Genomic DNA, 26,623 nt, shown 5'->3' with positions numbered 1-26,623 from the left:
GGCCTCAGGCAACGGACCATCCACCATCCACCAGCAAGTTCGCGCCCGTGATTAAGCTTGCAGCCGGTGATGCAAGGAAGACTACGGCACCCACCACATCATCGGTTTCACCGATCCGCCCAAGTGGAATGTGAGCGAGCGTCGCTTTGCGATTGTCGGCATCGGATAGAAAAGGCTCTGTACCATCCGTGTGGATGAACGTCGGCGATACGGTATTTACGGTGACATCATAGCGTGCCCATTCGGCTGCAAGGCAGCGCGTGAGGTGATTAATTGCCGCCTTGCTCATGCAATAGATTGCCTCGCCGCGCAGTGCCACAGTACCGGCCTGCGAGCTGATGTTGATGATCCGGCCCCCATTGCGCTTGATCATGTGACGTCCTACTGCCTGCGTCATCAGAAAGGTGCCCTTGATATTGACATCGAGTATCTCGTCGAGGTCCTTCTCCTCAACGAGTTCCGCCAGATTGCCCGGAGCCACGCCGACGTTGTTGATGAGAACGTCGATCCGACCGAACGCAGCAAGCGCCGCGTCGACGGCTTGTGCAATATGGGCCTTGTTGGGAATGTCCAGTTTAACAGGCAGGACTTTTCGTCCCGCACCTTCGAGTTCGGCAACCAGGCCTGCCGACGCTGCGACATCGCGGACCCCCAAAACAATATCGGAGCCTGCTGCGGCACAGGCAAGTGCGCAAGCTCGCCCGATGCCACGGCTCGCGCCCGTCACCAAAGTCACCTTGCCCACAAGACTGAAGTCCGGCACATTCTTTTGCATCATGATCCCTCCCTCGATGAAGCTCATTTATGGCAGCGTCGGCATGCGGATGCCAGACGGTCTGTGAATGCCGAGGTGCGTCCCCCTTTGACCAGTAAGCGATCCCGCAGCGTCTATAGAGCCAGATGCAGTCGTTAGGCGGTTTGCGCCCGCCCTGCACTCTTGCGCCACTTCATCGAGGGGGCGCGGCCAGACCGGCTGCGTGTACGGTCACCGCATGTTGGCAGCCTTGATGAATCCGCGGCAGCGGACCTTGCTACCAATGATCGCGATGAATGCGGGCCGGAATCATCGAGACCGCGGGACTGCCTGGCCCATGGCGGAGATGAAGCATCCACCGACCGAGCACGATCGCGGTAACTACCGCTACCCCCATGCGAAGCCACGGAAAGGCGCCGACACGGTTCCCAGCCACAGCTTTGTGCTGACCAGGGAACAGAGCCAGCTGCTCACGCAGGTCGGCAACGTCCTTCCGGAGCCAGGCAACTTCCCGCAGGGCCGATTGCAGCTCATCCTCGCCGGGTATGTCTTCGGCCAGATTGTCGGCCGGGGCGCCTTCTTCCACGTCCGCAAGGTGTTCACGAAGCTGGGTTGGACTGTCAAAGCCCTTGAAACGGATGTTCGTCATTGCCTTTGCCTCAGTGCGCTTTCGCTATCGTCGTCCTCTCCCTTGCTTGTGCGGCGACTAGCGGCGCAGGGAGCGGAGGTTTTGTCGCTTGGCACGTAGCGCTTTCCCGTACCGGTACCGTTGAATTCCCGGATTGCCATGGTGCGTCTGCTTGCTGTGCGTGGAGAACGCTTCACGCCGCAAAAAGATGCATCGGCAGCGATCGAAGGCGCAGGTCGATTGCGCACGTGCACAGAACGATAAGCCGCCTTCAACCCGAAACAGGCGCACCAGACAGGCTGACGGCGCCCACGATGACGCGACCCGATCGGTATCCAATGCCATCTGTCGACCTGGAACGCGCCGGCCACACGCAAAATCGTCCAAGGCTCGATTATGTCGAAGCCCGTCTCACGCCAAGAGAACACGCGGAAGCCTTAGAAGGCGGCTAGCTTGCGTAGCTGGACCCGCTCCAGTTTTCTTTCACCGTTTCCATGGCGACATTCGTCGATGTGCTCGCCACAAACGGCAAGTTTGAAATCCGTTCCCCAAGGACATGTCTGTAGCGGCGTATGTCACGCGTTCTGATCTTCAGCAAATAATCAAAGCGTCCGGCAATCATGTGACATTCCTCGACTTCCTTGATCTTCTTGACTGCCGAATTGAAGGCGCGAAGCGCGTCTTCCTGCGTGTTTGAGAGTTTGACTTCCGCAAATGCAATATGCTCCAGATTCAGTTTCGAGGGGTTGATGACGGCTTTGAAACCTTCAATGTAGCCGTCAGCAATGAGCCGCTTAAAGCGCAGCTGGCACGGCGTTTTAGAAAGCCCGACGCGCGCCGCAAGGTCGGTGATCGACATTCTTCCGTCGTCAGAGAGCGCCTCGAGAATCTTCTTGTCGAATAGGTCAATTTCACTAAGCTCGTACTCATTTTTAGTCATTTCATACGACTCCTCGCACAGAAATAAATCTATAAAGACTATAAACTAGGAAAATCAAGTCTGAACGCCTTGACTGCGCGTGCTAAAGTGGGTTGCTTGATGAGGAGGGACGCCATCAGGATCCGCAACCACTGAGATTGTCATTTCTGGAAAGCCTCGAGACTGACGTGGACCGCGCGCTCGCCAGCTTTCCTCTGCCCGAAGGTTTGCTGAACGCATCCAGGCGTACAATTCGCCGCATTGGGCTTGTTTCGGCAACCGGTTGGGCGGGCGGATTTTACCCGCCCGATCCTTTCGTGAATGCAAGTGGCGTTATCTTGTCGTATTTTGAAGAGGTAGTGAACGTGATGCATATTCCATTCGGTCTCATGGAACGTTCGCAGCCGGAAACGCCGCAATCTTCAAACACGCAGGCACTCGAGGATATGACGGGCAAGAAGGTCCCCACCGACATCGCCGATGACTTACCGAAGCGCGGCAGTGACATCGTTTTGCTCCGCTTTCGCACGGTTGGCGTTATGCGCGGCGCTTGCGGCCTCACGGTACCGCGCTGCACGCCTGTCGGCCAGATCAAGGACTCCCGAGCGGGGGCGCGTATCATTGCCCTCCAACCGCATCACTGGCGCTAAAAACGCAATCGGCATCCAACACAGGGAACTGAAAGGCACCAAAATGTCGAGCCAATCCAACAAAATCCTCAAGGACAACATTTTGCCGAACCCGGTGCCTTTTTCAATGTTTGCACCACCAATCAGAGCACAGACGCCCCTGCGGCAGGCAATCACGGCAGCGTATCGTCGGCCCGAGCCCGAATGCCTTCCTCCCCTCGTCGAAGCGGCAAGGGCGCCTTCCTCGGCGAAGGCCGATGCGGCTAAGACCGCGCGCAGGCTCATCAAAGCTCTGCGTGCCAAGCACAAGGGCACCGGGGTCGAGGGGCTTGTCCATGAGTATTCTCTATCAAGCCAGGAGGGTGTCGCCCTCATGTGCCTTGCCGAAGCCCTGCTGCGCATCCCCGACGCTGAAACCCGCGACGCGTTGATCCGCGACAAGATCGCCGAGGGAGACTGGAAGTCGCATCTGGGCGGCACGAAGTCGATGTTTGTGAATGCCGCGACCTGGGGCCTGGTTGTCACCGGCAAACTGACCTCCACCGTCAACGACCGCAGCCTGGCTGCAGCGCTTACCCGTCTCATCGCGCGTGCCGGCGAGCCTGTGATCCGCCGTGGTGTCGACATGGCGATGCGCATGATGGGCGAACAGTTCGTCACCGGCGAGACGATCGACGAAGCGCTGAAGCGCGCCCGTCCGCTCGAAGCCCGCGGCTTCCGCTACTCCTATGACATGCTCGGGGAAGCTGCCACAACTGCTGTGGATGCAGAACGCTATTATCGCGACTACGAGGCAGCGATCCATGCCATCGGCAAGGCCTCCAATGGCCGCGGCATATATGAGGGTCCCGGAATTTCCATCAAACTCTCGGCGCTGCATCCACGTTACGCCCGCGCTCAGGCGGACCGTGTGATCGGCGAATTGCTGCCTCGGGTAAAGCAGCTCGCGCTCCTGGCAAAAAGGTACGACATCGGTCTCAACATCGACGCCGAGGAAGCCGACAGGCTCGAGCTTTCGCTCGACATTCTCGAAGAATTGAGCCTCGACCAGGATCTCAGCGGCTGGAACGGCCTCGGTTTCGTGGTGCAGGCCTATGGCAAGCGCTGCCCCTTCGTCCTCGACTACATCATTGATCTTGCACGGCGTTCCGGTCGCCGGATGATGGTGCGGCTGGTCAAGGGCGCCTACTGGGATGCCGAAATCAAACGCGCTCAGCTCGACGGCCTTGAAGACTTTCCCGTCTTCACCCGCAAGGTTCATACCGACGTTTCCTACATTGCCTGTGCGCGCAAGCTGCTCGCTGCCGTCGATCTCGTCTTCCCGCAGTTTGCCACTCACAACGCGCAAACGCTTGCGACGATATATCATCTGGCCGGTCCCGAGTTTCAGGTTGGAAAATACGAGTTCCAATGCCTGCACGGCATGGGCGAACCGCTCTATGACGAGGTCGTAGGCAAGGCCAAGCTCAATCGTCCGTGCCGCATCTATGCGCCAGTCGGCACGCATGAGACCTTGCTCGCCTATCTTGTCCGCCGCCTTCTCGAAAACGGCGCGAACTCATCGTTCGTAAACCGTATCTCTGATCCCAACGTCTCGGTCGATGAGCTTGTTTCAGACCCTGTGGACGTCGTCGAGGCCATGCCCGTCGTCGGCATGCCGCATGACCAGATCGCACTTCCGGCTGCGCTTTTCGGAAAGGACCGGCTCAATTCGAAGGGGATCGACCTTTCGAACGAAGCAGCCTTGGCGGAGCTTTCCGCTCATCTCGCCGCCACCCTTTCGCAAAACTTCCATGCCATGCCTTTGCTCGCCGACGGCTCGCAGGACGGTGAGACACGGCCGATCGCCAATCCAGCCGATCACTCCGATATCGTGGGTCACGTTACGGAGCTCAAGGCTGACGATGCGCCCAGGGTTGCACGTATGGCTGCCGATGGTGTCGCACAGTGGGCTTCGTTGTCGCCTCGCGAGCGAGCAGCCTGCCTTGATAGAGCAGCCGACATCATGCAGGCCCGCATCGAGATCCTGATGGCCATTGCCATGCGGGAAGCAGGCAAGTCAGCCGCCAATGCGGTCGGCGAGGTCCGTGAAGCAATCGACTTCCTGCGCTATTATGCCGTACAGGCACGCAAGACGCTCGGTCCAGCACATGCACCGCTCGGCGCGATCGTCTGCATCAGCCCCTGGAATTTTCCGCTGGCGATTTTCACGGGCCAGGTGGCGGCTGCCCTCGTTGCCGGCAATTCGGTGATGGCAAAACCGGCCGGCGTCACCCCGATCATCGCCTATGAAAGCGTGAAGATCCTGCATGAAGCCGGCGTACCGCGCGGCGCGCTGCAGTTCGTGCCCGGCAGCGGCCGCCTCGGAGCTGCACTGGTGGCGGCCCCGGAAACGGCCGGGGTCATGTTCACCGGCTCGACCGAAGTCGCCCGTCAAATCCAGGCCCAGCTCAGCGAGCGCCTTTCGCCGGCCGGAAAACCGATACCGTTGATTGCGGAAACGGGTGGACAGAACGGGATGATCGTGGATTCCTCGGCGCTCGCCGAGCAGGTCGTTGCCGACGTGATTGCCTCCGCCTTCGACAGTGCCGGCCAGCGTTGCTCGGCTTTGCGAGTTCTTTGTCTCCAGGATGAAGTCGCTGACAGGACTCTTACCATGTTGAAGGGGGCGTTGAAGGAGCTCAGGATCGGACGCACCGACCAGCTCAACATCGACGTCGGGCCGGTGATATCCGAGCAGGCAAGGGCCGAGATCGACCAGCACATCGAACGGATGCGGTCGCTCGGTTGCAAGGTAGAGCAATTGCCGCTGCCCGACACTGCCGCTCGTGGCACCTTCGTTCCGCCTACGATCATCGAACTGAAGCAGATGTCGGACCTGACGCGCGAAGTGTTCGGACCTGTGCTGCATGTCATCCGATACCGCCGCGAAGATCTCGATCGCCTGATCGACGATATCAACAATTCCGGCTACGGCCTCACTTTCGGGCTCCATACGCGACTGGACGAGACAATCGAGCACGTCACGGGACGGGTGAAGGCGGGCAATCTCTACGTCAACCGCAACATCATCGGCGCCGTGGTCGGCGTCCAGCCCTTCGGCGGACGGGGCTTGTCCGGCACGGGACCCAAGGCCGGCGGGCCACTCTACATCGGCCGTCTCGTACAGCGCGCGCCCGTCCCGCCGCAACACAGTTCGGTCCATACCGACCCTGCGCTTCGCGATTTTGCATCCTGGCTGGGCCGAAAAGGCCATAACGACGAAGCGGAAGCAGCCCGTGAGCTTGCCGCGATTTCCGCGCTCGGGCTCGAAAAGGAATTGGCGGGACCTGTGGGCGAACGAAACCTATATGCCCTTCATCCAAGGGGGCGGATCCTCCTTGCGCCGGCAACGGCAAAGGGCCTTTTCCGTCAGCTTGCGGCGGCATTGGCCACCGGAAACCAGATTGTGATCGATCTTGCGTCGAACCTTGAGACCGCCCTTACCGCGCTTCCAGCGTCCGTTTTGGCTAGGGTTTCCTGGAGTTCGAATTGGGAATCCGACGGACCATTTTCGGGCGCCCTGATAGAAGGGGATATCGAACGCACAGCCTCGATCAACAAAAGGATCGCGGCCTTGAAGGGTCCTCTTGTCCTCGTTCAGTCGGCCACGACCGATGAGCTTGCAAGGGATCACGAGGCATATTGCCTCAATTGGCTGCTGGAAGAGGTTTCGATTTCGATCAACACGGCTGCGGCCGGCGGCAATGCAAGCCTCATGACGATCGGCTGACACGGGGAAGTGCCGCGCGTGTCCGGATCAGACCGCGCGGCCGCTTCCGCCACTGCGACCTCGGAGCTGAGAACGCTCATGTCCACTTAACCGAAATCCGAAGAAAGTTGTGACGAGTTCCTGAAGCATTGAGGCCATTGTCGCACTGCGGGCCCTATTGGCAGCATGCGCGGTCAAGAGCGAGCAAACGAAACCGGCGGCCGTTCAACATCTTGCCATATGCGCGACCTTGCCCGTCAAGAAGCCGCTTGCGGTTTGCGCCCTGCGATATTCTGTGGGATGAACCGATAGTGGATGAGATCCATGACAACAGTCTCACTTTGCGTCCGATTGCGGTAGCCATGGCGGCGGTCGGCAGGGAACCTCAGCGACTGCCCTTGCTCCACCAGTCTCCACTCTTCCTCCACCAGCAATTCGATCTCCCCGCGCAGGACGCTCACATGCTCCACAACCCCGATGTCATGCGGCTCTGAGATACTCTCGAAGTCGGGCGCGAAGGTCAGTTCATAGAGTTCGAAACCGAAACGGGTCTCATAAGGGAACAACAATGCGCGTTGCATCCCCTCCTCCGACGGGCGCACCCGCAGACGACTGGCGTCACGCAAAAGCAATACATCGCCTACTTCGCGATCCGGCTCAAGCAGGGCGGTCATCGGAACCCGCAAGCCCGTCGCGATCTTCCAAAGCGTCGCGACCGTCGGCGTGGATTCGCCACGCTCGATCTGGCCCAGCATAGCCTTGCTCACTCCAGTATGCGCTGCAGTCTTGTCGAGGCTCCATCCAAGGTCGTGTCTGATCGTTTTCAGCAGCTTGCCCGTGTCAACGGGACTGATGGACTTCATATGTGACTTTCCTCGCGTTTGTGCGTTATAGCGTACACTTCCAACGTGCGCTATAACGTACAAATGCGCAACCCCAACAGCGTCGGAGGATGTCACATGCAGCCAGTCAGTGAAAGTCCCGCAGCATTCCGGGAAGCCAGACAACCAGACACCAGGCTCGACCTCGGACGCATCTTTGAGGCGAGAAAACAAATCTCACGGATGTTTCGCGACACGCCCCAATTCGGCTGTCCGTCTCTTGGCGATCTTCTGGGCTGCGAACTCGTCATCAAACTTGAGACCGCAAATCCGATCCGATGCTTCAAGGGACGTGGGACCGAGGTCGCAATGTCCCGCCTCGCAAGAAGCGCTGATCAAAGGGCCGCGGTCTGCGCCAGCGCCGGCAATCTCGGGCAGGCGCTCGCATATAGCGGGCGGGAACGCAGTATTGGCGTGACAGTGGTCGCCGCCAAAAGCGCCAATGCCGCCAAGATCGACCGCATTCGCCGGCTTGGAGCCGCCGTCGAACTTGTCGAGGGCGACATCGAGGACGCGCGAAAGCGCGCTCGCGAGATCGCGGCCAGCGGCAACGCTTTACTCGTGGAGGACAGCGAGAACCTCGACACCTGCGAAGGCGCAGGCACTATCGGGCTGGAGCTTGTCGAAGGGTTCGGCCGCATCGATACGATCCTGCTCGCGCTCGGCGGCGGTGCGCTCGCAACCGGCGTCGGCCACGTTTTCAAGTGCCTGTCGCCCGCGACGGAGGTTGTATGCATCCAGCCGAGCGGGGCGCCCGCCATGGCCCTGTCTTGGCGGGCGCGATCAATCGTCACCACCGACCGCGCCGATACCATCGCCGACGGTGTCGCCGGCCGGTTCCCAATCGCAGTGGTCCTTCAGGACCTGCTCGCCGTCGCCAATCACGTGCCGCTGGTTGAGGAGGCAAGCATCAAGGCGGGCATGCGCCTGCTCCTTCGGCACGCCGGTCTCGTGGTCGAGCCATCGGCCGCCCTTGGCGTTGCAGCGATGCTGGAAGATCCCTCGCGATACCGTGGCAAGCGTGTGGTCACGGTGATCTGCGGGTCGAACGTACTGCCCGAGGCTTTTTGTCGGTGGACACAGGACCAGAGTAGAAGCGCGATCGCTTCCAGTGAAGGATCGAGGTGACCACAGGTCGAATGCCGAACCCGGACCGAGTGCTGAGGCCTACGGGTCGCGAACAACGCGGGCGTACGGATAAAGGCGATGAGATTTTTCCAGCTTACATCTGAAGCGCCTTCATATCGCACCTGGCCCCGCGATCAACGCTGAGAGTGAGTTTCTGACGCCGACGCGACATCGAGATCAAGAGGTTGCTTCATCGCTGGGGCCAGCCTCTATACTCATGACAAGCTTGCGCAGCAGGGCGGCGAGTGCCGCGCGCTCTTCGGCATCCAAACTTTTCAGGAACAAGAGTTCACTGGCCATATCGGCGCGAAACGCCTTTTCGGCTAGCGCGATGCCCGATGCGGTCAGACAAACGACAACACTCCGACCGTCGCGGGCGGATTTTTCGCGCACAACCAGACCAGCCTTTTCCAGCCGATCGAGGCGGTGCGTCAACCCACCCGACGACAGCATGAGCGTCGTATACATGGCCGTCGGCGTCAGCTGGTAGGGTTGGCCAGATCTGCGCAGGGTCGCGATGACGTCGAACTCGCCGCGATCGAGGCCGAATTTGGCAAAGGTCTCCTCAATGGAGGGCGACACCAGGTTTGTTAGCCGTTTCGCGCGTCCCAGAATCGCCATCGGCTCGGTGTCGAGGTCTGGCAATTCGCGAGCCCATTGCGCGCGGAGCCGGTCGACATGGTCCTCGACAGCGCCCTCTTTTGAGCCGCGGTTGTTGTCTGGCGCCACCCGCCTGATCCTCGTTTGCTTCGTCGTGCCCACAATTGCGTCGTGCTGTTCCATACACCATGGAGCCTCTGCGGCAAAGATATCTTTGCGAGAAGATATTTATCTTGACGAGAAGACAGTTTTGCCAATATGTCTTCCTGTGAAGATAATTGGTAACGACTGGAGGATCAGGATGTTTTCGGTATATCGCTATCAGCAGCCCGAACCCGGCACGAGCCGTACTGTCCGCTTCGAAGGTCGTAACTTCGGCAGCGAGGTGTCGCTTTTTATCGTGGATGCGGATCCGGGCCGCGGCCCGGCGCTGCATGTTCATCCCTATGCCGAGACCTGGGTGGTTCGAAAGGGAGAGGCTGAGTTTACGGTTGGCAATGATAGGATGCGCGGTTTTGCCGGCGACATCATTGTTGGCCCCGCCAACGTTCCTCATCGTTTCGAAAATGTCGGTACCGACCGGCTGGAGATCGTCTGCATCCATCCGAGCCAGACGTTCGAGCAGACTTTTGTCTAAGCCATCTCTGAGAGGAGCAAGATAATGACTAGAATGATCTTTCTGAACCTGCCGGTGAAGGACCTGGCTACCGCGACGGCCTTCTACGAGGCCATCGGATGCGTCAAGAACGAGCAGTTCTCCAATGCAAATGCAAGTTCGATGGTGTGGTCTGAAACGATCACGTTCCAGCTTCTGCAACATGGTTATTATCAGACTTTCACAGCAAAGCCGATTGCTGACGCGCACGCGACAAGCGGGATGCTGATCGCTCTGTCTCGCGACAGCCGCGAGGAGGTCGACGCCATGGTGGAGGCTGCCGCCAGATCAGGCGGCCAAGCGGACGTCCGCGAGCCGCAGGATTTGGGATTCATGTACCTGCGCAGTTTTGCTGATCCGGACGGACACGTTTTCGAACCGGCTTACATGGATAGGGCCAGCGCCATTTGAAATCGGAGGGTTCCCCGAGCTTCAACGGCTCTCGGCAGACCTAGATTTTCTCATACCTGAGCCCAGATTTCCTCGTTTGTTCAGGGCGCTGACGACGGCCTATATAGTTTGTCGCGCCCTGGTGCGGCCGCGCGTGCCTTGGCGGCATGCGCGCGGGCCGCAGCTGCGGGCCTTTCACATTGAGCAAGCCCGCGTTCGGGAATGCGGCCCATTAGGATACGAGGAGCTATGAGTACAATATCCAGCAGGACTTATGCGCTTTGCGCAGGTGCCTGTTTCTCCCTTTTCGGCACCTTTTTCGCCTGCCATGCACAAGCAGACGCTGTTGAAGGCAGGATCAGGCCCGTGGTCGACCGGACCGTCAAGACGTTGATGGCCGAAAACGGCGTAGCCGGCATGGCGGTGGGCATCACTGTCGATGGCCGCCGGTTTATTTTCAACTACGGTCTCGCCGACAAGGAAAAGGCAACGCCCGTCACCGCTGACACGCTGTTCGAGATCGGCTCCGTCAGCAAAACCTTTACCGCCACGCTCGGCGCCTATGCCGAGGCTAAAGGCGCCCTCGCCTTCTCCGATGCTGCAAGCGAGCATATGCGGGAGCTGGCGGGCAGTGCCTTCGACCATATCAACGTCCTCGAACTGGGCACCTATACGGCAGGAGGCCTGCCGCTGCAGTTTCCCGGCGAGGTCAGCAACAGCACGCTCACGCGCTATTTCCGCGGATGGCGCCCCGGCTATGAACCCGGCACATATCGCGTCTACTCCAATCCCAGCATTGGTCTCTTCGGAACCCTCGCAGCTGCGAGCCTCAGAACGCCCTTCCCCGAGCTCATGGAGGACACGCTCTTTCCGGCACTTGGTCTCGTCAACAGCTATATCCGCGTCCCCGAGACGGAAATGAAAGATTATGCCTTCGGCTACAACAAGCAAAACAACCCCGTGCGAGTAAGCCCAGGAGCACTCGATGCACAGGCCTACGGGGTCAAGACGACTGCGGCTGACCTGTTGCGCTTCGTCGAGGTGAACATAGATTCCTCCGGGCTTGAACCCTCGCTGAAGAAGGCGATCGGCGCAACCCAGATCGGCTACTACCGGATAGGTGATACGTTCCAGTCCCTGGGGTGGGAGCTTTATGCCTGGCCGGCGAGACTGGATACACTCCTACATGGAAACTCTTCCGACATGGCGATGAAGCCTCACGCGGTGGCCCCGCTGGTGCCGCCACAAAAGCCAGCAGAGAACGTGTTTCTCAATAAGACAGGTTCCACCGGTGGCTTTGGAGCCTATGCCGCGTTCGTGCCGACGCGCCGGATCGGTGTAGTACTGCTTGCCAACCGAAACTATCCCATCCCTGAGCGGGTTAAGGCCGCCCACTCGATCCTCAAGATGCTTGATACCGTATCGCAGGACGAGAGGCATCGGTGAGCTGACCGATGCCTCTCTAAGGCAAAAAAGCGGCGGGCGGCCGGCTGCCTCGAACCTAGTGCCGCTGTTCGGGCGCCGCCCCGTCGGCAGCACTAATACACGACCACGCCGCGGATGCTTTGACCGGCATGCATAAGTTCGAAGCCCTTGTTGATGTCCTCGAGCGGCATTGTATGGGTGATCATCGGATCGATCTCGATCTTGCCTTCCATGTACCAGTCGACGATCTTCGGCACGTCGGTTCGCCCGCGCGCGCCGCCGAAGGCCGTGCCCATCCAGCTGCGGCCGGTCACCAGCTGGAACGGACGCGTCGAGATCTCCTGGCCAGCACCGGCCACCCCGATGACGATCGACTTGCCCCAGCCGCGATGGCTGGCTTCCAGCGCCTGGCGCATCACGCGGGTGTTGCCGGTGCAGTCGAAGGTATAGTCGGCACCGCCGATCTGGTCGGCGCCGCGCTTCGTCAGGTTGACGAGATAGGCCACGATGTCGCCCTCGACCTCCTTCGGATTGACAAAATGCGTCATGCCGAACTTTTCGCCCCAGGCCTTGCGGTCATTGTTGATGTCGACACCGATGATCATGTCGGCGCCGGCAAGCCTGAGGCCCTGGAGAACGTTCAAACCGATGCCGCCGAGGCCGAAGACGATGGCCGTGGCACCGATCTCCACCTTGGCGGTGTTGATGACGGCACCGATGCCGGTGGTGACCCCACAGCCGATATAGCAGATCTTGTCGAAGGGGGCGTCGGCATTGACCTTGGCAACGGCAATCTCCGGCAGCACCGTGTAATTGGCAAAGGTCGAGCAGCCCATGTAGTGATGGATCTTGTCCTTGCCGATCGAAAAGCGGCTCGTGCCGTCCGGCATCAGGCCCTGGCCCTGGGTGGCGCGGATCGCCGTGCAGAGGTTGGTCTTGCGCGACAGGCAGGACGGGCATTCACGGCATTCCGGCGTATAGAGCGGAATGACGTGGTCGCCCTTCTTGACCGAAGTGACGCCCGGTCCGACATCGACGACGATGCCGGCACCCTCATGGCCGAGGATTGCCGGAAACAGGCCCTCCGGATCGGCGCCAGACAGCGTGAAATCGTCGGTGTGGCAGATGCCGGTCGCCTTGACCTCGACCAGAACCTCGCCGGCCCGCGGGCCTTCAAGCTGTACGGTCATGACTTCCAGCGGTTTTCCAGCCTGAACGGCAACGGCGGCGCGAACGTCCATGGGTTTGCTTCCTTCCTGATTTCGTTTCAAAGTTCACATATTATTCGGTCAAATCATCCTGCCGATCAAAGAGACGCGTCCTCGACGTGGCACCAGACTGCCAACAGGGGTTCAGCAGTGCATCGCATCGCGAACTTCTTGCCAGCTTCATTGAAGAAGACGGTCCCTGGAGTGGCGCGGAGCCAATTGCTGTCGTCCAGGCAAACTTCGCCACCGGACAGAAGCAGGAATACACGTGAATGAAACTGCACGTGATCTGGGAAACGGCTATAGGGGGCCATTAAGGTCAGCCCGAGGCGCACGTCACTGCGTTCCTCAAGGCCACGAGGTCCGACAACGATCGCATGAGCGTGAGATTGCTCAAATCTGAGGCTTGCAAATGGGCCGGTCCGGCCGCTTCGCCAATTGAGCTGTTCTTTCAATTCCGCCAAGCCTCTCGCGCCGGCAGCAAATCGCGGCAGAGAGGCATGCAGATTAAAGAGTGCGCGCTCAAAATGCTCTGGTTTCAGCGGGGTGGCGGTATCGACGCGCCTGGCAGCACCTCGTTTTTCGAGTCTCTGGTATATCTTGCCCGCAATGTAACTTGCCATGACAGGAGCCTGGGACGACAAAAGGACGTCGCCAATTGCGTTGAGAACCTCCTGCAGAGCTCGGGGACGAAAACCTCCGCCAAGCACGGAGACCTGTCGTCGTATTGGCGCGCTGTCGTCATTGAGTAGCAGGTCCGCGCTCCGATTGAGTGGTGTCGAGACTTGCGGCATGTTTTTCTCCGCCGTGGATAAAACCGGACTGCGACTGAGGCAGCACGTTCATGGGTTGGATCGTCGCGGCTGTTAACACGAAAAAATAACTACGATCAAATTGAACTCTGCAGTTCCGGCAGGGCTTCGAAGAGATCGGCGACGAGTTCGTAGTCTGCGACCTGGAAGATCAGGGTCTCCTCGTCCTTGAGTTGCCTGAACTTCTTGGACGAGCCGAGTGCCCGGCCGCCCAAGATGATGATCTTTGACGAGGTCAGCTCCGGACGGTCGGAAGCCGACAGCGCGTCCTTGGAAGGTCGAAAGACCCGGATCGGAAATGGCCGGCATCGCCTCGACCGGGTCCGACCCGTTGGTCTCGGTAGCGGCGAGCCTGCACCGTCTGGATGGCGTTGCCGGTATAGATCGGCTGTTTGAAGGTGTCGGGCAAGCCTTGGCGCCCTTGCCGGCTACAGCACCGACGGCACTGCGTGAAGGTTGGCTGTCCGACATTTCGGACCGCTTTTCGTCAGAGGTCCTTGGCGATGCGCAACCCATCATAGATGGCAGCATGGGTGTTGCGAGCGGCCACAGCATCACCGATCCGGAAGAGTTGGAATCTCCCTTCAGGATTGCGCACAACTGCCTGGGGTTCGCCGGAGATCAATTGCTGTTGCGAAATTTCGCCGAGATTGGCGGAAAAGGGTTTTAGCTCGAAATAAAGTTCATCGAGCGGGATTGTCCCGTGGTTGATGACGACCTGGTCCACTGTGCGCTGCTTCGCGACACCGCCGTAGTCGCTGCCGACATGGGCAATGAGCTGATTGCCGTCCTTTTCGACCGCTTCAAGCCTGAAGGTCACGGTGAAGGTGACGTCGAGGTTCTGAAGCGACCGCATATAGGGCACCAGGTTCATCGCCATGACTTCCGGAGCGAAGGACCGGTCAGGTGTCATGATTTCCACCTTGGCGCCCGCCTTGGCAATGAACTCGGCAGCCTGCAGCCCTGCGTGGTCGCCCGCGTCGTCGAAGATAAGAACGTTGCTTCCTGGTTTCACGTCGCCTGAGATGATGTCCCAGGCCGAGACGACCAGTTCATTACCCGTGGAGAGGACGTCTGTATGCGGCATGCCACCGGTGGCGATGATCACCACGTCGGGCCTCTCCGTCTCCACCGTGTCGGCTTCCGCCCAGGTGTTGAAATGGAAGACCACCCCGTTCTTTTCGCACTGGTTCATCCGCCAGTCGATGATGCTGATCATTTCCCTGCGGCGCTCGCTTTGGGCCGTCAAGCGGATTTGGCCGCCGGGATCGTTGGCCGCCTCGAATACGACGACATCATGTCCGCGCTCGGCTGCAACCCTTGCAGCTTCAAGCCCTCCTGGGCCTGCGCCGATGACGAGAACTTTCTTACGAATATCCGCCTTTTTGACCACATGCGGCATAGTCAGCTCGCGACCGGTCGCGGCATTGTGGATGCAATAGGCCGCCCCACCCTGGTAAATGCGGTCCAAACAGTAGTTGGCGCCGACGCAGGGCCGGATGTCCTCTTCGCGCTTTTCCATGATTTTGCGAACGATATGCGGATCCGTCATATGAGCACGAGTCATACCGATCATATCGACCTTGCCCGACGCAATCGCATGGCGGGCGGTTGCAACATCCGGGATTTTGGCGGCGTGGAAGGTGGGGAAATCCGTCGCGGCGCGAATTTCACCTGCAAAATCGAGGTGCGGGGAGTTCGCCATTCCCTGGATCGGGATGACATCTGTGAGGCCGGCGTCGGTGTCGATATGACCGCGGATCACATTCAAGTAGTCAATGAGGCCGCTTTCCTTGAGGCGCTTGGAAATTTCGAGGCCGTCAGCCTTGCCGGTGCCGCCGGGAAGACATTCATCAGCAGTGTAGCGTATTCCTAGAATGAATTCCTCTCCGACCCGTTTGCGGATCGCTTTTAGAACATCCAGACAGAAGCGCATGCGATTGTCGAGCGAACCACCGTAGGGACCTTCGAGTTCGTTTGTCAGCGGGGACACGAACTGGTCAAGCAGGTGTCCATAGGCCTCCAGTTCGACTCCGTCCATGCCCCCGGCCTTCATGCGTTCTGCAGCGTCGGCAAAATCCTTGATGATGCGCTCGATGTCCCAATCTTCGATCTTCTTGGGGAAAGCCCGGTGCGAAGCCTCGCGCTGATGCGACGGTGCGACAATGGGAAGCCAGTCGCCCTTGTCCCAGCGCGTGCGACGGCCGAGGTGAGTGAGCTGGATCATGATCGCTGCTCCTTCTTCATGGACCGCATCGGTCATTGCCTTCAGCCACGGCACGATCTCATCCTTGTAGGCGAGCAGGTTGTTGAAAACGGGCGGACTGTCTTTCGAAACAGCCGCAGAGCCGGCCGTCATCGTCATGGCGACACCGCCCTTTGCCCTTTCCACGGTGTAGGCGAGATAGCGCTCCTTGGGCATACCATCTTCAGGGTATGCCGGCTCGTGCGACGTCACGATGATGCGGTTGCGAAGCTTCAGGTGCTTGAGCTGATACGGCTGAAGGAGAGGATCGTTCGACATCTGTCGGGCTCCGGACTAGTACGGTTGTGCCTAGACGCTAAGCGGAAATGTACACATGTGTCAACCAACAAAACACTTAAGTCGTTTTTGTTGACATATGTGTACATTTTTCTTGTGTCGGATTTTATTTTTTGTTAGGAGGTCAATCATGGAGCAGGCTTTGAACGATACCGGTTGGCGCGGATCGCAGGAGGGATGGCTGGAAGCGGCCTACGAATCTCTGCTGGAGTCGGGCGTTGATTCAGTGAAAATTCTCCCCCTGGCCAAGAAACTCAACCTTTCTCGGACGAGCTTCTATTGGTTCTTCAAGGATCGAGAAGAATTGCTTGTCGGCCTGATTGGGCGATGGCGAGAAAAAAACACAGGAAACATAATAAAGCAGAGTGAAGCCTACGCGGAATCACTTGCCGAGGCCATGCTTAACGTTTTTGACTGCTGGATCGATCAGAACTTGTTTGACTCCAAGTTCGAATTTGCAGTGCGCAGTTGGGCGCTGCAATCCGAAGAGATTCTTTTGGAAGTCCAGAAGGCAGATCAAGTTCGGCTTGAGGCGCTCAAGCGGATGTTCGTGCGCTTTGGATACGAGGAAACACCAGCCGACGTCCGAGCCCGGACGACCTATCTCGTTCAGATTGGCTACATCTCGATGCAGTCCCGCGAAGAGATCGCGGTACGAATGAAGCGTATTCCCGAATATATCGCGATCTACACCGGCCAGATCCCCCAGCAAAGAGAGCTTGACCGCTTCTTTGCCAGGCATGGCTATAAACCGAAATGAGAAGAAGCGGATGCAGGACTCAATCAGGATCGGCGTGATCGGTGGCGGAGGGTGGCTTGGGAAAGCCCTTGCCAGCGCGATCCTCAACAAGGACGTTGTTGAGCACAAGGCACTCACGCTCTCCTACCGGCATGAGAGGCCCGCGTCTTTTCCGAACGTTCCCTGCACGCAAGACAACCAGGAACTTGCGGATCGATCGGACGTGATCATCGTTTCTGTCCGTCCGGCCGATTGGCCCTCTCTATCGGTCGACGCCCACGGCAAACTCGTCATCTCTGTTATGGCGGGAATCCGCCTGCATCAGCTTGCGGCACATCATCAAACGAGCCGGGTTGTCCGCGCCATACCCAACGCCGCCGCTGAAGTTGGCCGATCCTATACGCCCTGGATTGCATCAGGTGGCATGGACGAGACCGATCGAAGCATCGCACGTCGCATCTTTCATGCTTTTGGCGTCGAAGACGAAGTGATTGGCGAAAGCGATATTGACTATTTGACTGGCTTGTCCGGGTCGGGGCCAGCGTTTCCGGCGCTGTTTGCCGCCGCGATGATGAAAGATGCCGTCGACCACGGTCTTCCCATAGATATCGCACGGCGCGCCGTGAACACGGTGCTGATAGGGGCCGGAGCTTTGCTCGAGCATCGAGATGAGTGTCCGAACAACGTCGTTAATTCGTTTCTCAATTATCGAGGCACGACCGCAGCGGCGATCGAGGCGATGCGCGCTTTTGGCCTGGAATCCGCCGTTTCGGAAGGACTTTCGGCAGCATCCAAAAAATCGGTGAGTATGGGAGACGTCTCCTGACGACCGCCTGCGCGAGCTAACGCAGCGCCCCGCTTCAAAAAAGCGCCGCTCAACAAAGGGAACGATAATGAACAAACTCCTTGCATCAACATGCCTGATGTTCGGCCTTCTCGGCGCAACATCGCTTGTCAGCGCCGCAGAATGTGGAAGCGTGACGATTGCCAGCATGAATTGGCAAAGCGCAGAGGTTCTTTCGAACCTCGACAAGATTATTCTGAATGAAGGCTATGGATGTAACGTTGACATCACCGTTGGTGACACGGTTCCGACCATCACTTCGATGGCGGAGAAGGGCCAGCCGGATATCGCGCCCGAAGCTTGGATCGACCTTCTGCCGGATGTCGTGAAGAAAGGAACGGAAGAGGGTCAGATCATTCAAGTCGGCTCCCCTCTTCCTGATGGCGGCGTTCAAGGCTGGTGGATACCGAAGTATCTTGCCGAGGCTCATCCCGACCTCAAGACAATCCCCGACATGCTGAAGCACCCCGAACTTGTCCCAGATGCGGAGGATTCGAAGAAGGGCGCGATTTTCAACGGGCCCCAGGGTTGGGGAGGAACGATCGTCACTTCGCAACTCTACAAGGCTTTCGACGCTGACAAGGCGGGTTTCACCCTTGTTGACACTGGTTCGGCCGCCGGCCTCGATGGGGCGATTGCAAAAGCCTATGAGCGCCAGCAGGGCTTTGCGACATATTACTGGGCTCCCACTGCGCTTCTGGGCAAGTATGAAATGGTAAAGCTTGATGCCGGTGTGCCCCATGATGCGCCCGAATGGAAGCGATGCAACACCGTGGCCGATTGCCCTGATCCGAAGCCGAATGCCTGGCCTGTCGACAAGGTCGTAACCCTTGTGGCGAAACCATTCTCGGAAAAGGTCGGTCCTGCAGTCATGAGCTATCTCGAAAAGCGCTCCTGGAGCAATGACACGGTCGGCAAGTTGATGGCCTGGATGACTGAAAATCAAGCGTCCGGCGAAGATGGCGCGAAACACTTCCTGAAAGAGAACAAGAACCTCTGGAGCAAGTGGGTCTCGCCTGAAGCAGCAAAGAAAATCGAAGCTTCTCTATAAGTCCTGTGTGCGGTGCGTATCCATGCGCACCGCATACGCTCGCCACGATCTGCGTAAGACAATGTTACGCCGCTCGGACTGGACGTCCGCGTGTCGAAGTGGGCGATGTTGGCGCCGTTTCAATGGCGCTTTTTGCGGTATGGAACGCTCTGCATCGAGTTCGAGCAAGCCGCAAGAAAGCGTGTGTCGCCAAGCGAAAGCCAGGGCCGGTTTCGAACCGACAACAAAGACCGATCCTTATGGTCCATGAACGCTGGTCGGAGCCAGCACCCTTGGGCTGCCGAAGTCTGTGATCACGTTCGGTGGTCTTCGGCCTCACAAAGAACACGTTGGGCCGATTGCAGGTCCGATGTCGCGAACCCTTCGGTAAACTTGTGATAGAGGGGCGCGAGCAGGTCATGAGCTTCGCCGCCCCGATTCTCCCCGATCTGTAGCCGGCCGAGACTTGTCGCCGCGCGCAACTCCCACAAGTCGGCGTGTTGCCCTCGGGCGACATCAATCGCGTGCCGGAGCCGTGCCTCCACCCTGGCTCGATCAACCATCGGCAACTGCAGCATCAGTTCGCCTGACAGCCGATGGAGCTCCGCCTCGAACCACCGCTCGCCAGTTTCGCGCACCCGACCCAGCGCGTCGGTCAGCAAATCCAACCCCGTCTTCGCTTTGCCGGCTCGGGTTTCAAGGTGCGCGAGCAAGCTTAGAAAAAATGGAACCAGGAATCTCGCTCCAGTCATCTGCCACGACCCCAAACCTTCTTGAACCTGAGTGATGGCCGCCTGTAACTCGCCTGTCTCTCCCAAGGTCCAGCCTCGAATGACCATTCCTGCCCCAAGAAAGTGTGGAGAGCCCTGCGCTCCCGCGAGTGTGATCAGTGAGTCTGCTCGGTCCCGTGCCTCTCGCCAGTCGCCGCGAAGCTGCGACAGGATGCAGCCATAAAGCAGGGCATAGCCGAGGGTGTTGCGGTGGGACAGTTCCCTTGCGTCCGTCAACGCCTCGTCGCTCTTCGTCTGGGCCTGAACGGGATAGCCAAGAGCGAACAGCGTCCATGATAGGACGGACGCCCCTGCTACCCGGGGGTCCTGGGCGAACAGGAAGGCGAGGGAGCGGTGTTGCTGCGGGTCATAAAGGGCGAGCGACCTCTCCAGATATTCGCGGGCGATGACCAACTCGCCGCGAAGGAATGCATCGGTTCCAGCGATGCGGTTGCCGACAGTTTCAGCCGATACATCCCCTTCTTCTCGGGCGCGAAGGAGCAGCTCCTCTCCTGCCTTTCGCCCCGCCTCCAACTCCGCGCGCACGACGTGGAAGGCCCAGTCCCCGTAGAGGACGGGCAAGAGCCGATTTGAGCCACCGAGCTGCCCGCATAATTCGCGCGCTCGCGCGTTGCTACGCCCGACCTCCGGCGCTGCCCAACCCTTGGCAATCATCAGGGCTACGCCAAGAGCGACTTGCAGCTCGAGTTCCTGCCGGCGCCGTGCAGCATCATCAGGTAGGGGTTCAAGCAGTTCCAGCCCTCTTGTCAGATGGGTAATCGCTTCCGCCGTTGCGGAGCGCGCAATCGCGGCTTGCCCGGCCCTGATCCAGTAACCGATCGCCAGTGCAGGCAGTCCCGCCTCCGAGTAGTGCTGGGCTAAAAGTTCTGGTTGCCCCTGGACGATCTCCGGGAATCCATGCTCGATCGCCCTGGCGATCCCGGCGTGCAAGCGCAGCCGTTTCGTCCGCACAAGCGTCGCATACGCCGCATCGCGTACAAGCGCGTGCTTGAAGCTGTAGGTCGCCTGCGAAGAAACCCCGTGGCGGAACACCAATCCCGACGCAATAAGGGCGGCCAGCGCATCCTCCACCTCGCTCTTCGGCAACGCCGCGGCTGCCACAAGCAACTCGTGTGAGAATTCTCGTCCGATTGCGGCTGCAAGCTGCGCTACCTCCCTAGCAGAGACGAGTCGGTCGAGCCGAGCCAAAAGCGACTCCTGAAGCGTGGCTGGAATTGGAATAGCTGACAGCGGACTGGCAAGAGAGTAATGGTCGCCCTCGTCCTTGAGCATGTTGGTCTCAATCACGGCCCGCGTCAGCTCTTCCAGGAACAGAGGCACGCCGTCTGTCTTTGCGATGATGTCATCCAGTACTTCGGCGGGCAGCTCCCTGCCACCGGTCAGCCTCTCGACCATAGCTGTGCCCTGCCGTCGGCTCAAACGACTAAGCGTCAGCGCAGTGACATGGGCATAGCCCAGCCACGGTGGCAGGAACTCAGGACGAAACGTGATAACCACCAGTACCCGCGAGCCCTGCACGCGGTCAATCACCCGATCGAGCAACTCCAGCGAGGTTGGATCCGCCCAATGAATGTCTTCATACACGGCCAAGACAGGCTGATGTGCCGCGAGCCCCATGAGTTGATCGACTAACACCTCCAGCGTCTGCTCCTTCTGCAGATGCGGATTCAACTCCGAGGGTGGATAGCGATCACCTGCTGGAATCGACAGCAGCGCCGCGAGCAAAGGGGCAACGCCGGCGACATCTTCAGTTGAAAGCGCGAGCAGCCCCTCGAGTTTGTCCAGTTTCACTTCGGAGGGATCGCCTGCAGCGAACCCGGCCGCCCGCTTCAGGAGGCCAATCACCGGATGAAGCGGGCTGCTCTGATAATACGGCGAGCAATAGTGATTGACTGTCGTATGCGGTTCGCTTTCCACTCGCCGCCGCAGGGCCCGGACAAGGCGCGACTTGCCGATGCCGGGCTCGCCCGCAAGCAGCACAACCTGGCCTTCGCCTTCCTTAATTGCTTCCCAGTGCTTCAGCAGGAGTCCAATCTCACGGTCGCGACCGACCAGCGGGGTCAGGGCCGACCCGTGCAAGGCTTCGAAACGGCTTTCCACAGCGCTTTCACCGAGCACGCGCCAAGCGCGTACGGAACCAGGGAAACCCTTCAGTGGTTGGAAACAAAGTTCGTCAAGATCAAAAAAAGCACCGATTAACTGCCTCGTACGGAATGCCACCACCACGGTTCCAGGTTCGGCCAGACTTTGCAGCCGCGCCGCTAGATTGGGCGTGTCGCCGACGACTGCCTCCTCACGTGCTACACCTTCACCAACCAGCTCACCGACAACCACCAGGCCGGTGGCGATGCCGACCCGAGCTTGAAGCATCCCACCATGCGGTGGTCGCAGATCCCGAACTGCCTCGACTGCCGCCAGCCCCGCCCGCACGGCCCGTTCGGCCTCATCCTCGTGAGCACGCGGATAACCGAAATATGCAAGGACTCCATCGCCCATATACTTTGCAACGTGCCCCTCGAACCGCGCAATTGCGCCCGCCACCGCCCTCTGATAGTGGCGCAGCAATTCGCTCATCTCCTCTGGGTCAAGCCGTAGCGAGAGCGCAGTCGACTCGACGAGGTCGACAAACATCACGGTGAGTTGGCGGCGTTCCGCTCCGGTGGCGACTGATCTATCGCCGGCTGGCCTGGATACCTGTTGAACGGTCTCGCGCAGCTTTGCAATCGAAGCGAGTAGTTTGCGGCGGTGCCCTACTGAAATGACTCCGAGCCCAATCAGGTCTTCGGCGGTAAGGTCCCGAAGTATTTCCGCGTCGATGTCATTTTGCCGGAACGCTTCCTCGTACTGTTCCAGGCCTTGATCGCGCAGCCAGGAACCGACCTTCATGGCTCCTCCTCCATCTGCTCGGACCACATGTCCTACAGCATACGCCAGAAGCCTTTGAGCGGCACGGAGAAACTATTTTGAGACGTTCGGATATATACGAAGGCGACCTGATGAGGCCAGAACCTGCTGTTGGTGGTATTTGCTTATGCCGGAAAAGTGCGCTTCATGTTTTTCAGGGAGCGCGGAGCTTGAGACATGCCGGTGGCGTCAGCTTCGAGCAGGCCTCATCGTGTCGTCATGCTCGCGACCAGATCGCTGAACCTCTCGCCTTGTATTCCGACATGTACCCGCAATAGGCGGCGAGCCTCCTGGCCGTTTCCGGCGAAAATTGCATCGACAATGGCGCAATGTTCGCAAAAGGACGTCGACAAGCGGTTTCGCACGCGTAGCTGAAGCCGCCGATAGGGGCGCAGACGCCGATGCAGTTGCAGGCACTGCTCCTCGAGGAATTCGCTGCGGCTTGCTGCGTAGATGGCCTTATGGAATTCCTCGTTGTCGTAATAATAGGCGTCGCTGTCGCCGGCCCCGGCCGATAGCTCACAGCGCCTGTGGGCGGCCGTGATTGCCGCACGGGATTCGTCGTCCAGCCGGCGGGCGGCGAGCGATCCAGCAAGACCTTCGAGCTCCGCCATGACCTCGAACATCTCGAAAATCCTGTGCGGCGCCGGATCGATGACGACCGCCCCGCGGCGCGGGCGAATCTCGATAAGTCCAATCGCATTGAGCTGCATCAGCGCTTCACGGACGGGTGTGCGCGATACACCGAAGCGGGTGGCGAGCACCATTTCATCGAGCCGTTCGCCTGGCGCGAACTCATTGGAAAGAATAGCATTTTCAATCTCGTCTCGCAGCCATCTTCCAACATTTTCAGACATGTCTTTCCACCTCATAATACCTAAACCAATTTCTTGTATACACGATCATTGACATTGTACGCGATATGCGCCAGTTTAAATACTATAGCTCGAAGTCTTTCAAATGAGAACCGTGGCGACCGGGTCGCTTTGCAGCCACGAAGCAGGAGGAGAACGGCATGCCTGGAACCTCATTTTTCAGCGACATGCTGCAAAACATCACCGATCGCGGCCGCAAGCTTTTGTTTGCGGATTCACGCAAGCCAACAGATGCAACAAAAGTCGATTTCGAAACGCTCTGCGAAATGCTGATGTCGAGCCGGGGCGAGGCGTCCGGTATGGCCATTGCTGCCGAGATCCTCGATCGGTGGAGCAAGCTCGATGCCGACGGCGTGCGGCAGTTTCTGCAGATGCTCTATGACAAGTTCGGGCCAGACACGGCCAAACTCGATCAGGCGATCAAAAACTATCTTGCGGAAAAGAACTCCGCGACGATCACGGCGCTCCATGAGGCAGCTGAACCGCGGCGCCAGGAACTCCTGCGTCGGTTGAACCAAGCGCCCAATGGTACGGCCAAGCTGGTCCAGATGCGTCAGCAACTTCTCGCTTTAACCGCGCAAGCGGACGAATATCGCGCCATCGACGCTGATTTCGTCCACCTGTTCGGCTCCTGGTTCAATCGCGGCTTTCTCACTCTTCGACCCATCGACTGGTCGACGCCGGCGCACATTCTCGAAAAGATCATCAAGTACGAAGCCGTGCACGAAATCGCCAGTTGGGAGGAGTTGCGCCGCCGACTGGCGCCAGCCGACCGTCGCTGCTTTGCCTTTTTCCATCCTCGCCTCGCCGACGAGCCGCTTGTCTTCGTCGAGGTTGCACTCACGCGGTCGGTACCAAACACCATCGCGGACGTGCTCGACGAAGGCAGAGAGCAGATCAACGCCGACGAGGCGACGACGGCTGTCTTTTATTCGATCTCCAATTGCCAGGACGGCCTGCGCGGAATTTCCTTCGGCAATTTTCTGATCAAGCAGGTCGTCGAGGACTTGCGGCGAGACCTGCCCGGATTGAAGAATTTTGTGACGCTGTCGCCCGTGCCAGGCTTTGCCCGCTGGCTTGCCAATCAGCGTGCCTCGACCGCCAGCCCCTTGCCGTCGGATGCCGATCAAAAGGCACTTGCGCGACTTGACGACCCGAAATGGGCAGACGACAAGGCCAAGGCGGCCGAGGTGGAGCGCGTATTGCTGCCTCTTGCGGCACGCTATTTTTTGATCGAACGCACGCCGCAGGGTCGCCTGCTTGATCCCGTCGCCCGTTTCCATCTCGGCAACGGAGCGCGATTGGAAAGATTGAATTTTCTCGGCGACCGCTCGGCCCGGGCAATGGCTCAGGCGCACGGCCTGATGGTCAACTATCTCTACAAGCTCGACGACATCGTAGCCAACCACGAGGCCCTGGCGCAGCGTGGCGAAGTTGCAGCCTCACCGGCTGTCAAAAATCTCCTCGACCGCAGCGGGGACGCCACAAAAGTCGTCAGGCTTCGCGGACTTTCACGCGAACCGTAAAACAGCAATGGAGGAGCGCGACATGAGCAACCATCTTTTCGACGCCATACGGGCCGCCGCACCCGGCAATGCGCCATTCATCCGCATCAATGGCGGACGGATTTGGACCTACGATGAGGCGCTCGATCTTTCAGGACGCATCGCCAGTGCGATCGACGCCCTCGGTATTCGTCCCGGCGATCGGGTTGCCGCGCAGGTGGAAAAGAGTGCCGAAGCCCTAATCCTCTACCTGGCCTGCCTTCGCTGTGGCGCCGTCTATCTGCCCCTGAATACAGCTTACACGCTCGCCGAACTCGACTACTTTATTGGTGATGCCGAGCCGCGCCTGGTTGTGGTCTCGCCGGCTCAGCGTCAGGCGGTGGCAACAATTGCAAAGGCTCATGGCGCAATCGTCGAAACGCTTGACGCCGACGGTACGGGCTCGTTGCTCGATCTTGCAAGGGACGAACCAGTCGATTTCGTGAATGCGTCATGTTCAGCAGATGATCTGGCAGCGATCCTTTACACCTCAGGAACCACGGGTCGCTCCAAGGGGGCGATGCTCACGCATGGAAATCTCCGTTCAAACGCCACGACCTTGCGCGATTGCTGGCGCGTGACTTCCGGCGACCGTCTGATCCACGCACTACCCATCTTCCACACGCACGGGCTGTTCGTTGCCACCAACGTCACGTTGCTTGCCGGTGCCTCGATGTTCCTGCTGTCGAAATTCGATGCAGACGAGGTCGTGGCGCTGATGCCGCAGGCTACCATGTTGATGGGTGTCCCGACCTTTTACGTGCGCCTCCTGCAGAGCCGTCGCCTCGACAAGCAGGCGGTCGCGAATATGCGCCTCTTCGTTTCTGGCTCGGCGCCGCTGCTTGCCGAAACGCATGTCGAGTTCGAAAAACGCACCGGTCATGCCATCCTTGAGCGCTACGGGATGACAGAAACCAACATGAATACGTCCAATCCCTATGACGGAGCGCGGATCGCCGGTACAGTCGGCTTTCCCCTTCCCGGAGTGACGGTGCGCGTTACAGATCCTGCCACCGGCGCCGGGCTGCCACCCGATGAAACCGGGATGATCGAAATCAAGGGGCCGAACGTCTTCAAGGGCTATTGGCGAATGCCGGAAAAGACGGCAGCCGAATTCACTTCCGACGGGTTCTTCATCAGCGGCGACCTCGGCAAGATCGACAAGGACGGCTATGTCCATATTGTCGGTCGTAGCAAGGACCTGGTGATTTCCGGCGGATACAACATCTACCCCAAGGAGGTCGAAGGCGAGATCGATCAACTCGATGGCGTCGCCGAAAGCGCCGTCATCGGAGTTCCACATCCTGACTTCGGAGAGGGCGTCACGGCCATCGTGGTGCGCAAAACCGATTCGGCGCTTGACGAAGGCGCCATTCTTCATGCGCTCCACGACCGGCTCGCTCGTTACAAGCAGCCCAAGCGCATTATCTTCGCCGAGGACTTGCCGCGCAATGCCATGGGCAAGGTCCAGAAGAACGTCCTTCGGAAGAAATACGCCGACCTTTACGCAAAAACCTGATCCGCCTGTGCGCCTTCTGGGAGGACGGCGCGCAGACATTTTCAATTGTTGCAAC

21 protein-coding genes and 1 pseudogene are annotated in these 26,623 nt (G+C 59.1%); 12 read left to right on the top strand and 10 right to left on the bottom strand.

Features of this window, described 5'->3' with window-relative positions; translation table 11 throughout:
• Positions 1-4: 4 nt before the first annotated feature.
• The gene (locus AM571_RS27685; RefSeq protein ID WP_074065610.1) at positions 5-775 is read right to left on the bottom strand and encodes an SDR family NAD(P)-dependent oxidoreductase; all 771 of its coding nucleotides are present in this window, start codon (positions 773-775) and stop codon (positions 5-7) included.
• A gap of 316 nt (positions 776-1,091) precedes the next feature.
• Between AM571_RS27685 and AM571_RS36660 the strand changes: the two genes are divergently transcribed.
• Positions 1,092-1,502, top strand: a complete 411-nt coding sequence (locus AM571_RS36660) for a hypothetical protein (RefSeq protein WP_155774548.1) — start codon at positions 1,092-1,094, stop codon at positions 1,500-1,502.
• A 328-nt stretch (positions 1,503-1,830) separates the two neighbouring features.
• Here AM571_RS36660 and AM571_RS27675 read toward each other — a convergent pair whose 3' ends face one another.
• Positions 1,831-2,322, bottom strand: a complete 492-nt coding sequence (locus tag AM571_RS27675) for an Lrp/AsnC family transcriptional regulator (RefSeq protein ID WP_074064211.1) — start codon at positions 2,320-2,322, stop codon at positions 1,831-1,833.
• Between the two features lie 347 nt (positions 2,323-2,669).
• Between AM571_RS27675 and AM571_RS36655 the strand changes: the two genes are divergently transcribed.
• Positions 2,670-2,951, top strand: a complete 282-nt coding sequence (locus tag AM571_RS36655; protein ID WP_155774547.1) for a hypothetical protein — start codon at positions 2,670-2,672, stop codon at positions 2,949-2,951.
• A 43-nt stretch (positions 2,952-2,994) separates the two neighbouring features.
• Positions 2,995-6,702: a trifunctional transcriptional regulator/proline dehydrogenase/L-glutamate gamma-semialdehyde dehydrogenase gene (gene putA, locus AM571_RS27665; RefSeq protein WP_074064209.1), complete on the top strand. Its 3,708-nt coding sequence runs from the start codon at positions 2,995-2,997 to the stop codon at positions 6,700-6,702.
• A gap of 236 nt (positions 6,703-6,938) precedes the next feature.
• Here the strand turns inward: putA and AM571_RS27660 are convergent, their stop codons facing one another.
• Positions 6,939-7,544 carry a helix-turn-helix domain-containing protein gene (locus AM571_RS27660; protein ID WP_074064208.1) on the bottom strand — a complete coding sequence of 202 codons (606 nt, stop codon included), beginning with the start codon at positions 7,542-7,544 and terminating at the stop codon, positions 6,939-6,941.
• A gap of 96 nt (positions 7,545-7,640) precedes the next feature.
• Between AM571_RS27660 and AM571_RS27655 the strand changes: the two genes are divergently transcribed.
• Positions 7,641-8,690, top strand: coding sequence for a threonine ammonia-lyase (locus AM571_RS27655; protein ID WP_074064207.1), 1,050 nt, complete (start codon positions 7,641-7,643; stop codon positions 8,688-8,690).
• Between the two features lie 177 nt (positions 8,691-8,867).
• Here AM571_RS27655 and AM571_RS27650 read toward each other — a convergent pair whose 3' ends face one another.
• Complete coding sequence (locus AM571_RS27650; protein ID WP_237358648.1) at positions 8,868-9,419, bottom strand: MarR family winged helix-turn-helix transcriptional regulator; 552 nt, start codon at positions 9,417-9,419, stop codon at positions 8,868-8,870.
• A 172-nt stretch (positions 9,420-9,591) separates the two neighbouring features.
• Between AM571_RS27650 and AM571_RS27645 the strand changes: the two genes are divergently transcribed.
• From AM571_RS27645 to ampC, 3 genes are all read left to right on the top strand, one after another.
• Positions 9,592-9,927 (top strand): cupin domain-containing protein, encoded by a 336-nt coding sequence (locus tag AM571_RS27645; RefSeq protein WP_074064206.1) that lies wholly within the window; start codon positions 9,592-9,594, stop codon positions 9,925-9,927.
• A gap of 24 nt (positions 9,928-9,951) precedes the next feature.
• Positions 9,952-10,356 carry a VOC family protein gene (locus AM571_RS27640; protein ID WP_074064205.1) on the top strand — a complete coding sequence of 135 codons (405 nt, stop codon included), beginning with the start codon at positions 9,952-9,954 and terminating at the stop codon, positions 10,354-10,356.
• 228 nt (positions 10,357-10,584) lie between these two features.
• Positions 10,585-11,781: a class C beta-lactamase gene (ampC, locus tag AM571_RS27635; RefSeq protein ID WP_074064204.1), complete on the top strand. Its 1,197-nt coding sequence runs from the start codon at positions 10,585-10,587 to the stop codon at positions 11,779-11,781.
• Positions 11,782-11,873: 92 nt separating this feature from the next.
• Here ampC and AM571_RS27630 read toward each other — a convergent pair whose 3' ends face one another.
• The 4 genes and pseudogenes from AM571_RS27630 to AM571_RS27620 form a co-directional block, all read right to left on the bottom strand.
• On the bottom strand, positions 11,874-13,001 hold the full coding sequence (locus AM571_RS27630) for an S-(hydroxymethyl)glutathione dehydrogenase/class III alcohol dehydrogenase (protein WP_074064203.1): 1,128 nt from the start codon (positions 12,999-13,001) through the stop codon (positions 11,874-11,876).
• A gap of 65 nt (positions 13,002-13,066) precedes the next feature.
• Positions 13,067-13,591 carry a dimethylsulfonioproprionate lyase family protein gene (locus AM571_RS27625; protein ID WP_237358647.1) on the bottom strand — a complete coding sequence of 175 codons (525 nt, stop codon included), beginning with the start codon at positions 13,589-13,591 and terminating at the stop codon, positions 13,067-13,069.
• Between the two features lie 266 nt (positions 13,592-13,857).
• Positions 13,858-14,183, bottom strand: a pseudogene (locus AM571_RS35950) (hypothetical protein); the annotation flags it as partial.
• An 84-nt stretch (positions 14,184-14,267) separates the two neighbouring features.
• Positions 14,268-16,304 carry an NADH:flavin oxidoreductase gene (locus tag AM571_RS27620; protein WP_074064201.1) on the bottom strand — a complete coding sequence of 679 codons (2,037 nt, stop codon included), beginning with the start codon at positions 16,302-16,304 and terminating at the stop codon, positions 14,268-14,270.
• Between the two features lie 148 nt (positions 16,305-16,452).
• Here AM571_RS27620 and AM571_RS27615 point away from each other — a divergent pair, with 148 nt between their 5' ends.
• The 3 genes from AM571_RS27615 to AM571_RS27605 all read left to right on the top strand — a co-directional run bounded on the left by AM571_RS27615 (position 16,453) and on the right by AM571_RS27605 (position 18,956).
• The gene (locus AM571_RS27615; protein ID WP_074064200.1) at positions 16,453-17,082 is read left to right on the top strand and encodes a TetR/AcrR family transcriptional regulator; all 630 of its coding nucleotides are present in this window, start codon (positions 16,453-16,455) and stop codon (positions 17,080-17,082) included.
• A 10-nt stretch (positions 17,083-17,092) separates the two neighbouring features.
• Positions 17,093-17,887: a pyrroline-5-carboxylate reductase family protein gene (locus AM571_RS27610; protein ID WP_074064199.1), complete on the top strand. Its 795-nt coding sequence runs from the start codon at positions 17,093-17,095 to the stop codon at positions 17,885-17,887.
• Positions 17,888-17,954: 67 nt separating this feature from the next.
• On the top strand, positions 17,955-18,956 hold the full coding sequence (locus AM571_RS27605) for an ABC transporter substrate-binding protein (RefSeq protein ID WP_074064198.1): 1,002 nt from the start codon (positions 17,955-17,957) through the stop codon (positions 18,954-18,956).
• Between the two features lie 293 nt (positions 18,957-19,249).
• Here AM571_RS27605 and AM571_RS27600 read toward each other — a convergent pair whose 3' ends face one another.
• Together AM571_RS27600 and AM571_RS27595 are read right to left on the bottom strand one after the other, a co-directional pair.
• Positions 19,250-22,612 carry an AAA family ATPase gene (locus AM571_RS27600; protein ID WP_074064197.1) on the bottom strand — a complete coding sequence of 1,121 codons (3,363 nt, stop codon included), beginning with the start codon at positions 22,610-22,612 and terminating at the stop codon, positions 19,250-19,252.
• 224 nt (positions 22,613-22,836) lie between these two features.
• Positions 22,837-23,487: a GntR family transcriptional regulator gene (locus tag AM571_RS27595; RefSeq protein WP_074064196.1), complete on the bottom strand. Its 651-nt coding sequence runs from the start codon at positions 23,485-23,487 to the stop codon at positions 22,837-22,839.
• Between the two features lie 158 nt (positions 23,488-23,645).
• On the opposite strand from AM571_RS27595, the gene AM571_RS27590 reads away from it, so the two are divergent.
• Positions 23,646-25,031, top strand: coding sequence for a malonyl-CoA decarboxylase (locus AM571_RS27590; RefSeq protein ID WP_074064195.1), 1,386 nt, complete (start codon positions 23,646-23,648; stop codon positions 25,029-25,031).
• Between the two features lie 22 nt (positions 25,032-25,053).
• Complete coding sequence (locus AM571_RS27585) at positions 25,054-26,568, top strand: malonate--CoA ligase (RefSeq protein WP_074064194.1); 1,515 nt, start codon at positions 25,054-25,056, stop codon at positions 26,566-26,568.
• The last annotated feature ends 55 nt before the right edge of the window (positions 26,569-26,623 follow it).

The organism is Rhizobium etli 8C-3 (genome assembly GCF_001908375.1).
GTDB classification, from domain to species: Bacteria; Pseudomonadota; Alphaproteobacteria; order Rhizobiales; family Rhizobiaceae; genus Rhizobium; species Rhizobium etli_B.
The sequence above is the reverse complement of the archived record's forward strand: the minus strand, read 5'-3'. Positions and strand labels throughout refer to the sequence as shown.

Bases quoted from the DNA above. Each gene is read 5' to 3' on its own strand.
- AM571_RS27685 (WP_074065610.1), bottom strand. From the start codon at position 775: ATGCAAAAGAATGTGCCGGACTTCAGTCTTGTGGGCAAGGTGACTTTG.
- AM571_RS36660 (WP_155774548.1), top strand. From the start codon at position 1,092: ATGGCGGAGATGAAGCATCCACCGACCGAGCACGATCGCGGTAACTAC.
- AM571_RS27675 (WP_074064211.1), bottom strand. From the start codon at position 2,322: ATGACTAAAAATGAGTACGAGCTTAGTGAAATTGACCTATTCGACAAG.
- AM571_RS36655 (WP_155774547.1), top strand. From the start codon at position 2,670: ATGCATATTCCATTCGGTCTCATGGAACGTTCGCAGCCGGAAACGCCG.
- putA (WP_074064209.1), top strand. From the start codon at position 2,995: ATGTCGAGCCAATCCAACAAAATCCTCAAGGACAACATTTTGCCGAAC.
- AM571_RS27660 (WP_074064208.1), bottom strand. From the start codon at position 7,544: ATGAAGTCCATCAGTCCCGTTGACACGGGCAAGCTGCTGAAAACGATC.
- AM571_RS27655 (WP_074064207.1), top strand. From the start codon at position 7,641: ATGCAGCCAGTCAGTGAAAGTCCCGCAGCATTCCGGGAAGCCAGACAA.
- AM571_RS27645 (WP_074064206.1), top strand. From the start codon at position 9,592: ATGTTTTCGGTATATCGCTATCAGCAGCCCGAACCCGGCACGAGCCGT.
- AM571_RS27640 (WP_074064205.1), top strand. From the start codon at position 9,952: ATGACTAGAATGATCTTTCTGAACCTGCCGGTGAAGGACCTGGCTACC.
- ampC (WP_074064204.1), top strand. From the start codon at position 10,585: ATGAGTACAATATCCAGCAGGACTTATGCGCTTTGCGCAGGTGCCTGT.
- AM571_RS27630 (WP_074064203.1), bottom strand. From the start codon at position 13,001: ATGGACGTTCGCGCCGCCGTTGCCGTTCAGGCTGGAAAACCGCTGGAA.
- AM571_RS27625 (WP_237358647.1), bottom strand. From the start codon at position 13,591: ATGGCAAGTTACATTGCGGGCAAGATATACCAGAGACTCGAAAAACGA.
- AM571_RS27620 (WP_074064201.1), bottom strand. From the start codon at position 16,304: ATGTCGAACGATCCTCTCCTTCAGCCGTATCAGCTCAAGCACCTGAAG.
- AM571_RS27615 (WP_074064200.1), top strand. From the start codon at position 16,453: ATGGAGCAGGCTTTGAACGATACCGGTTGGCGCGGATCGCAGGAGGGA.
- AM571_RS27610 (WP_074064199.1), top strand. From the start codon at position 17,093: ATGCAGGACTCAATCAGGATCGGCGTGATCGGTGGCGGAGGGTGGCTT.
- AM571_RS27605 (WP_074064198.1), top strand. From the start codon at position 17,955: ATGAACAAACTCCTTGCATCAACATGCCTGATGTTCGGCCTTCTCGGC.
- AM571_RS27600 (WP_074064197.1), bottom strand. From the start codon at position 22,612: ATGAAGGTCGGTTCCTGGCTGCGCGATCAAGGCCTGGAACAGTACGAG.
- AM571_RS27595 (WP_074064196.1), bottom strand. From the start codon at position 23,487: ATGTCTGAAAATGTTGGAAGATGGCTGCGAGACGAGATTGAAAATGCT.
- AM571_RS27590 (WP_074064195.1), top strand. From the start codon at position 23,646: ATGCCTGGAACCTCATTTTTCAGCGACATGCTGCAAAACATCACCGAT.
- AM571_RS27585 (WP_074064194.1), top strand. From the start codon at position 25,054: ATGAGCAACCATCTTTTCGACGCCATACGGGCCGCCGCACCCGGCAAT.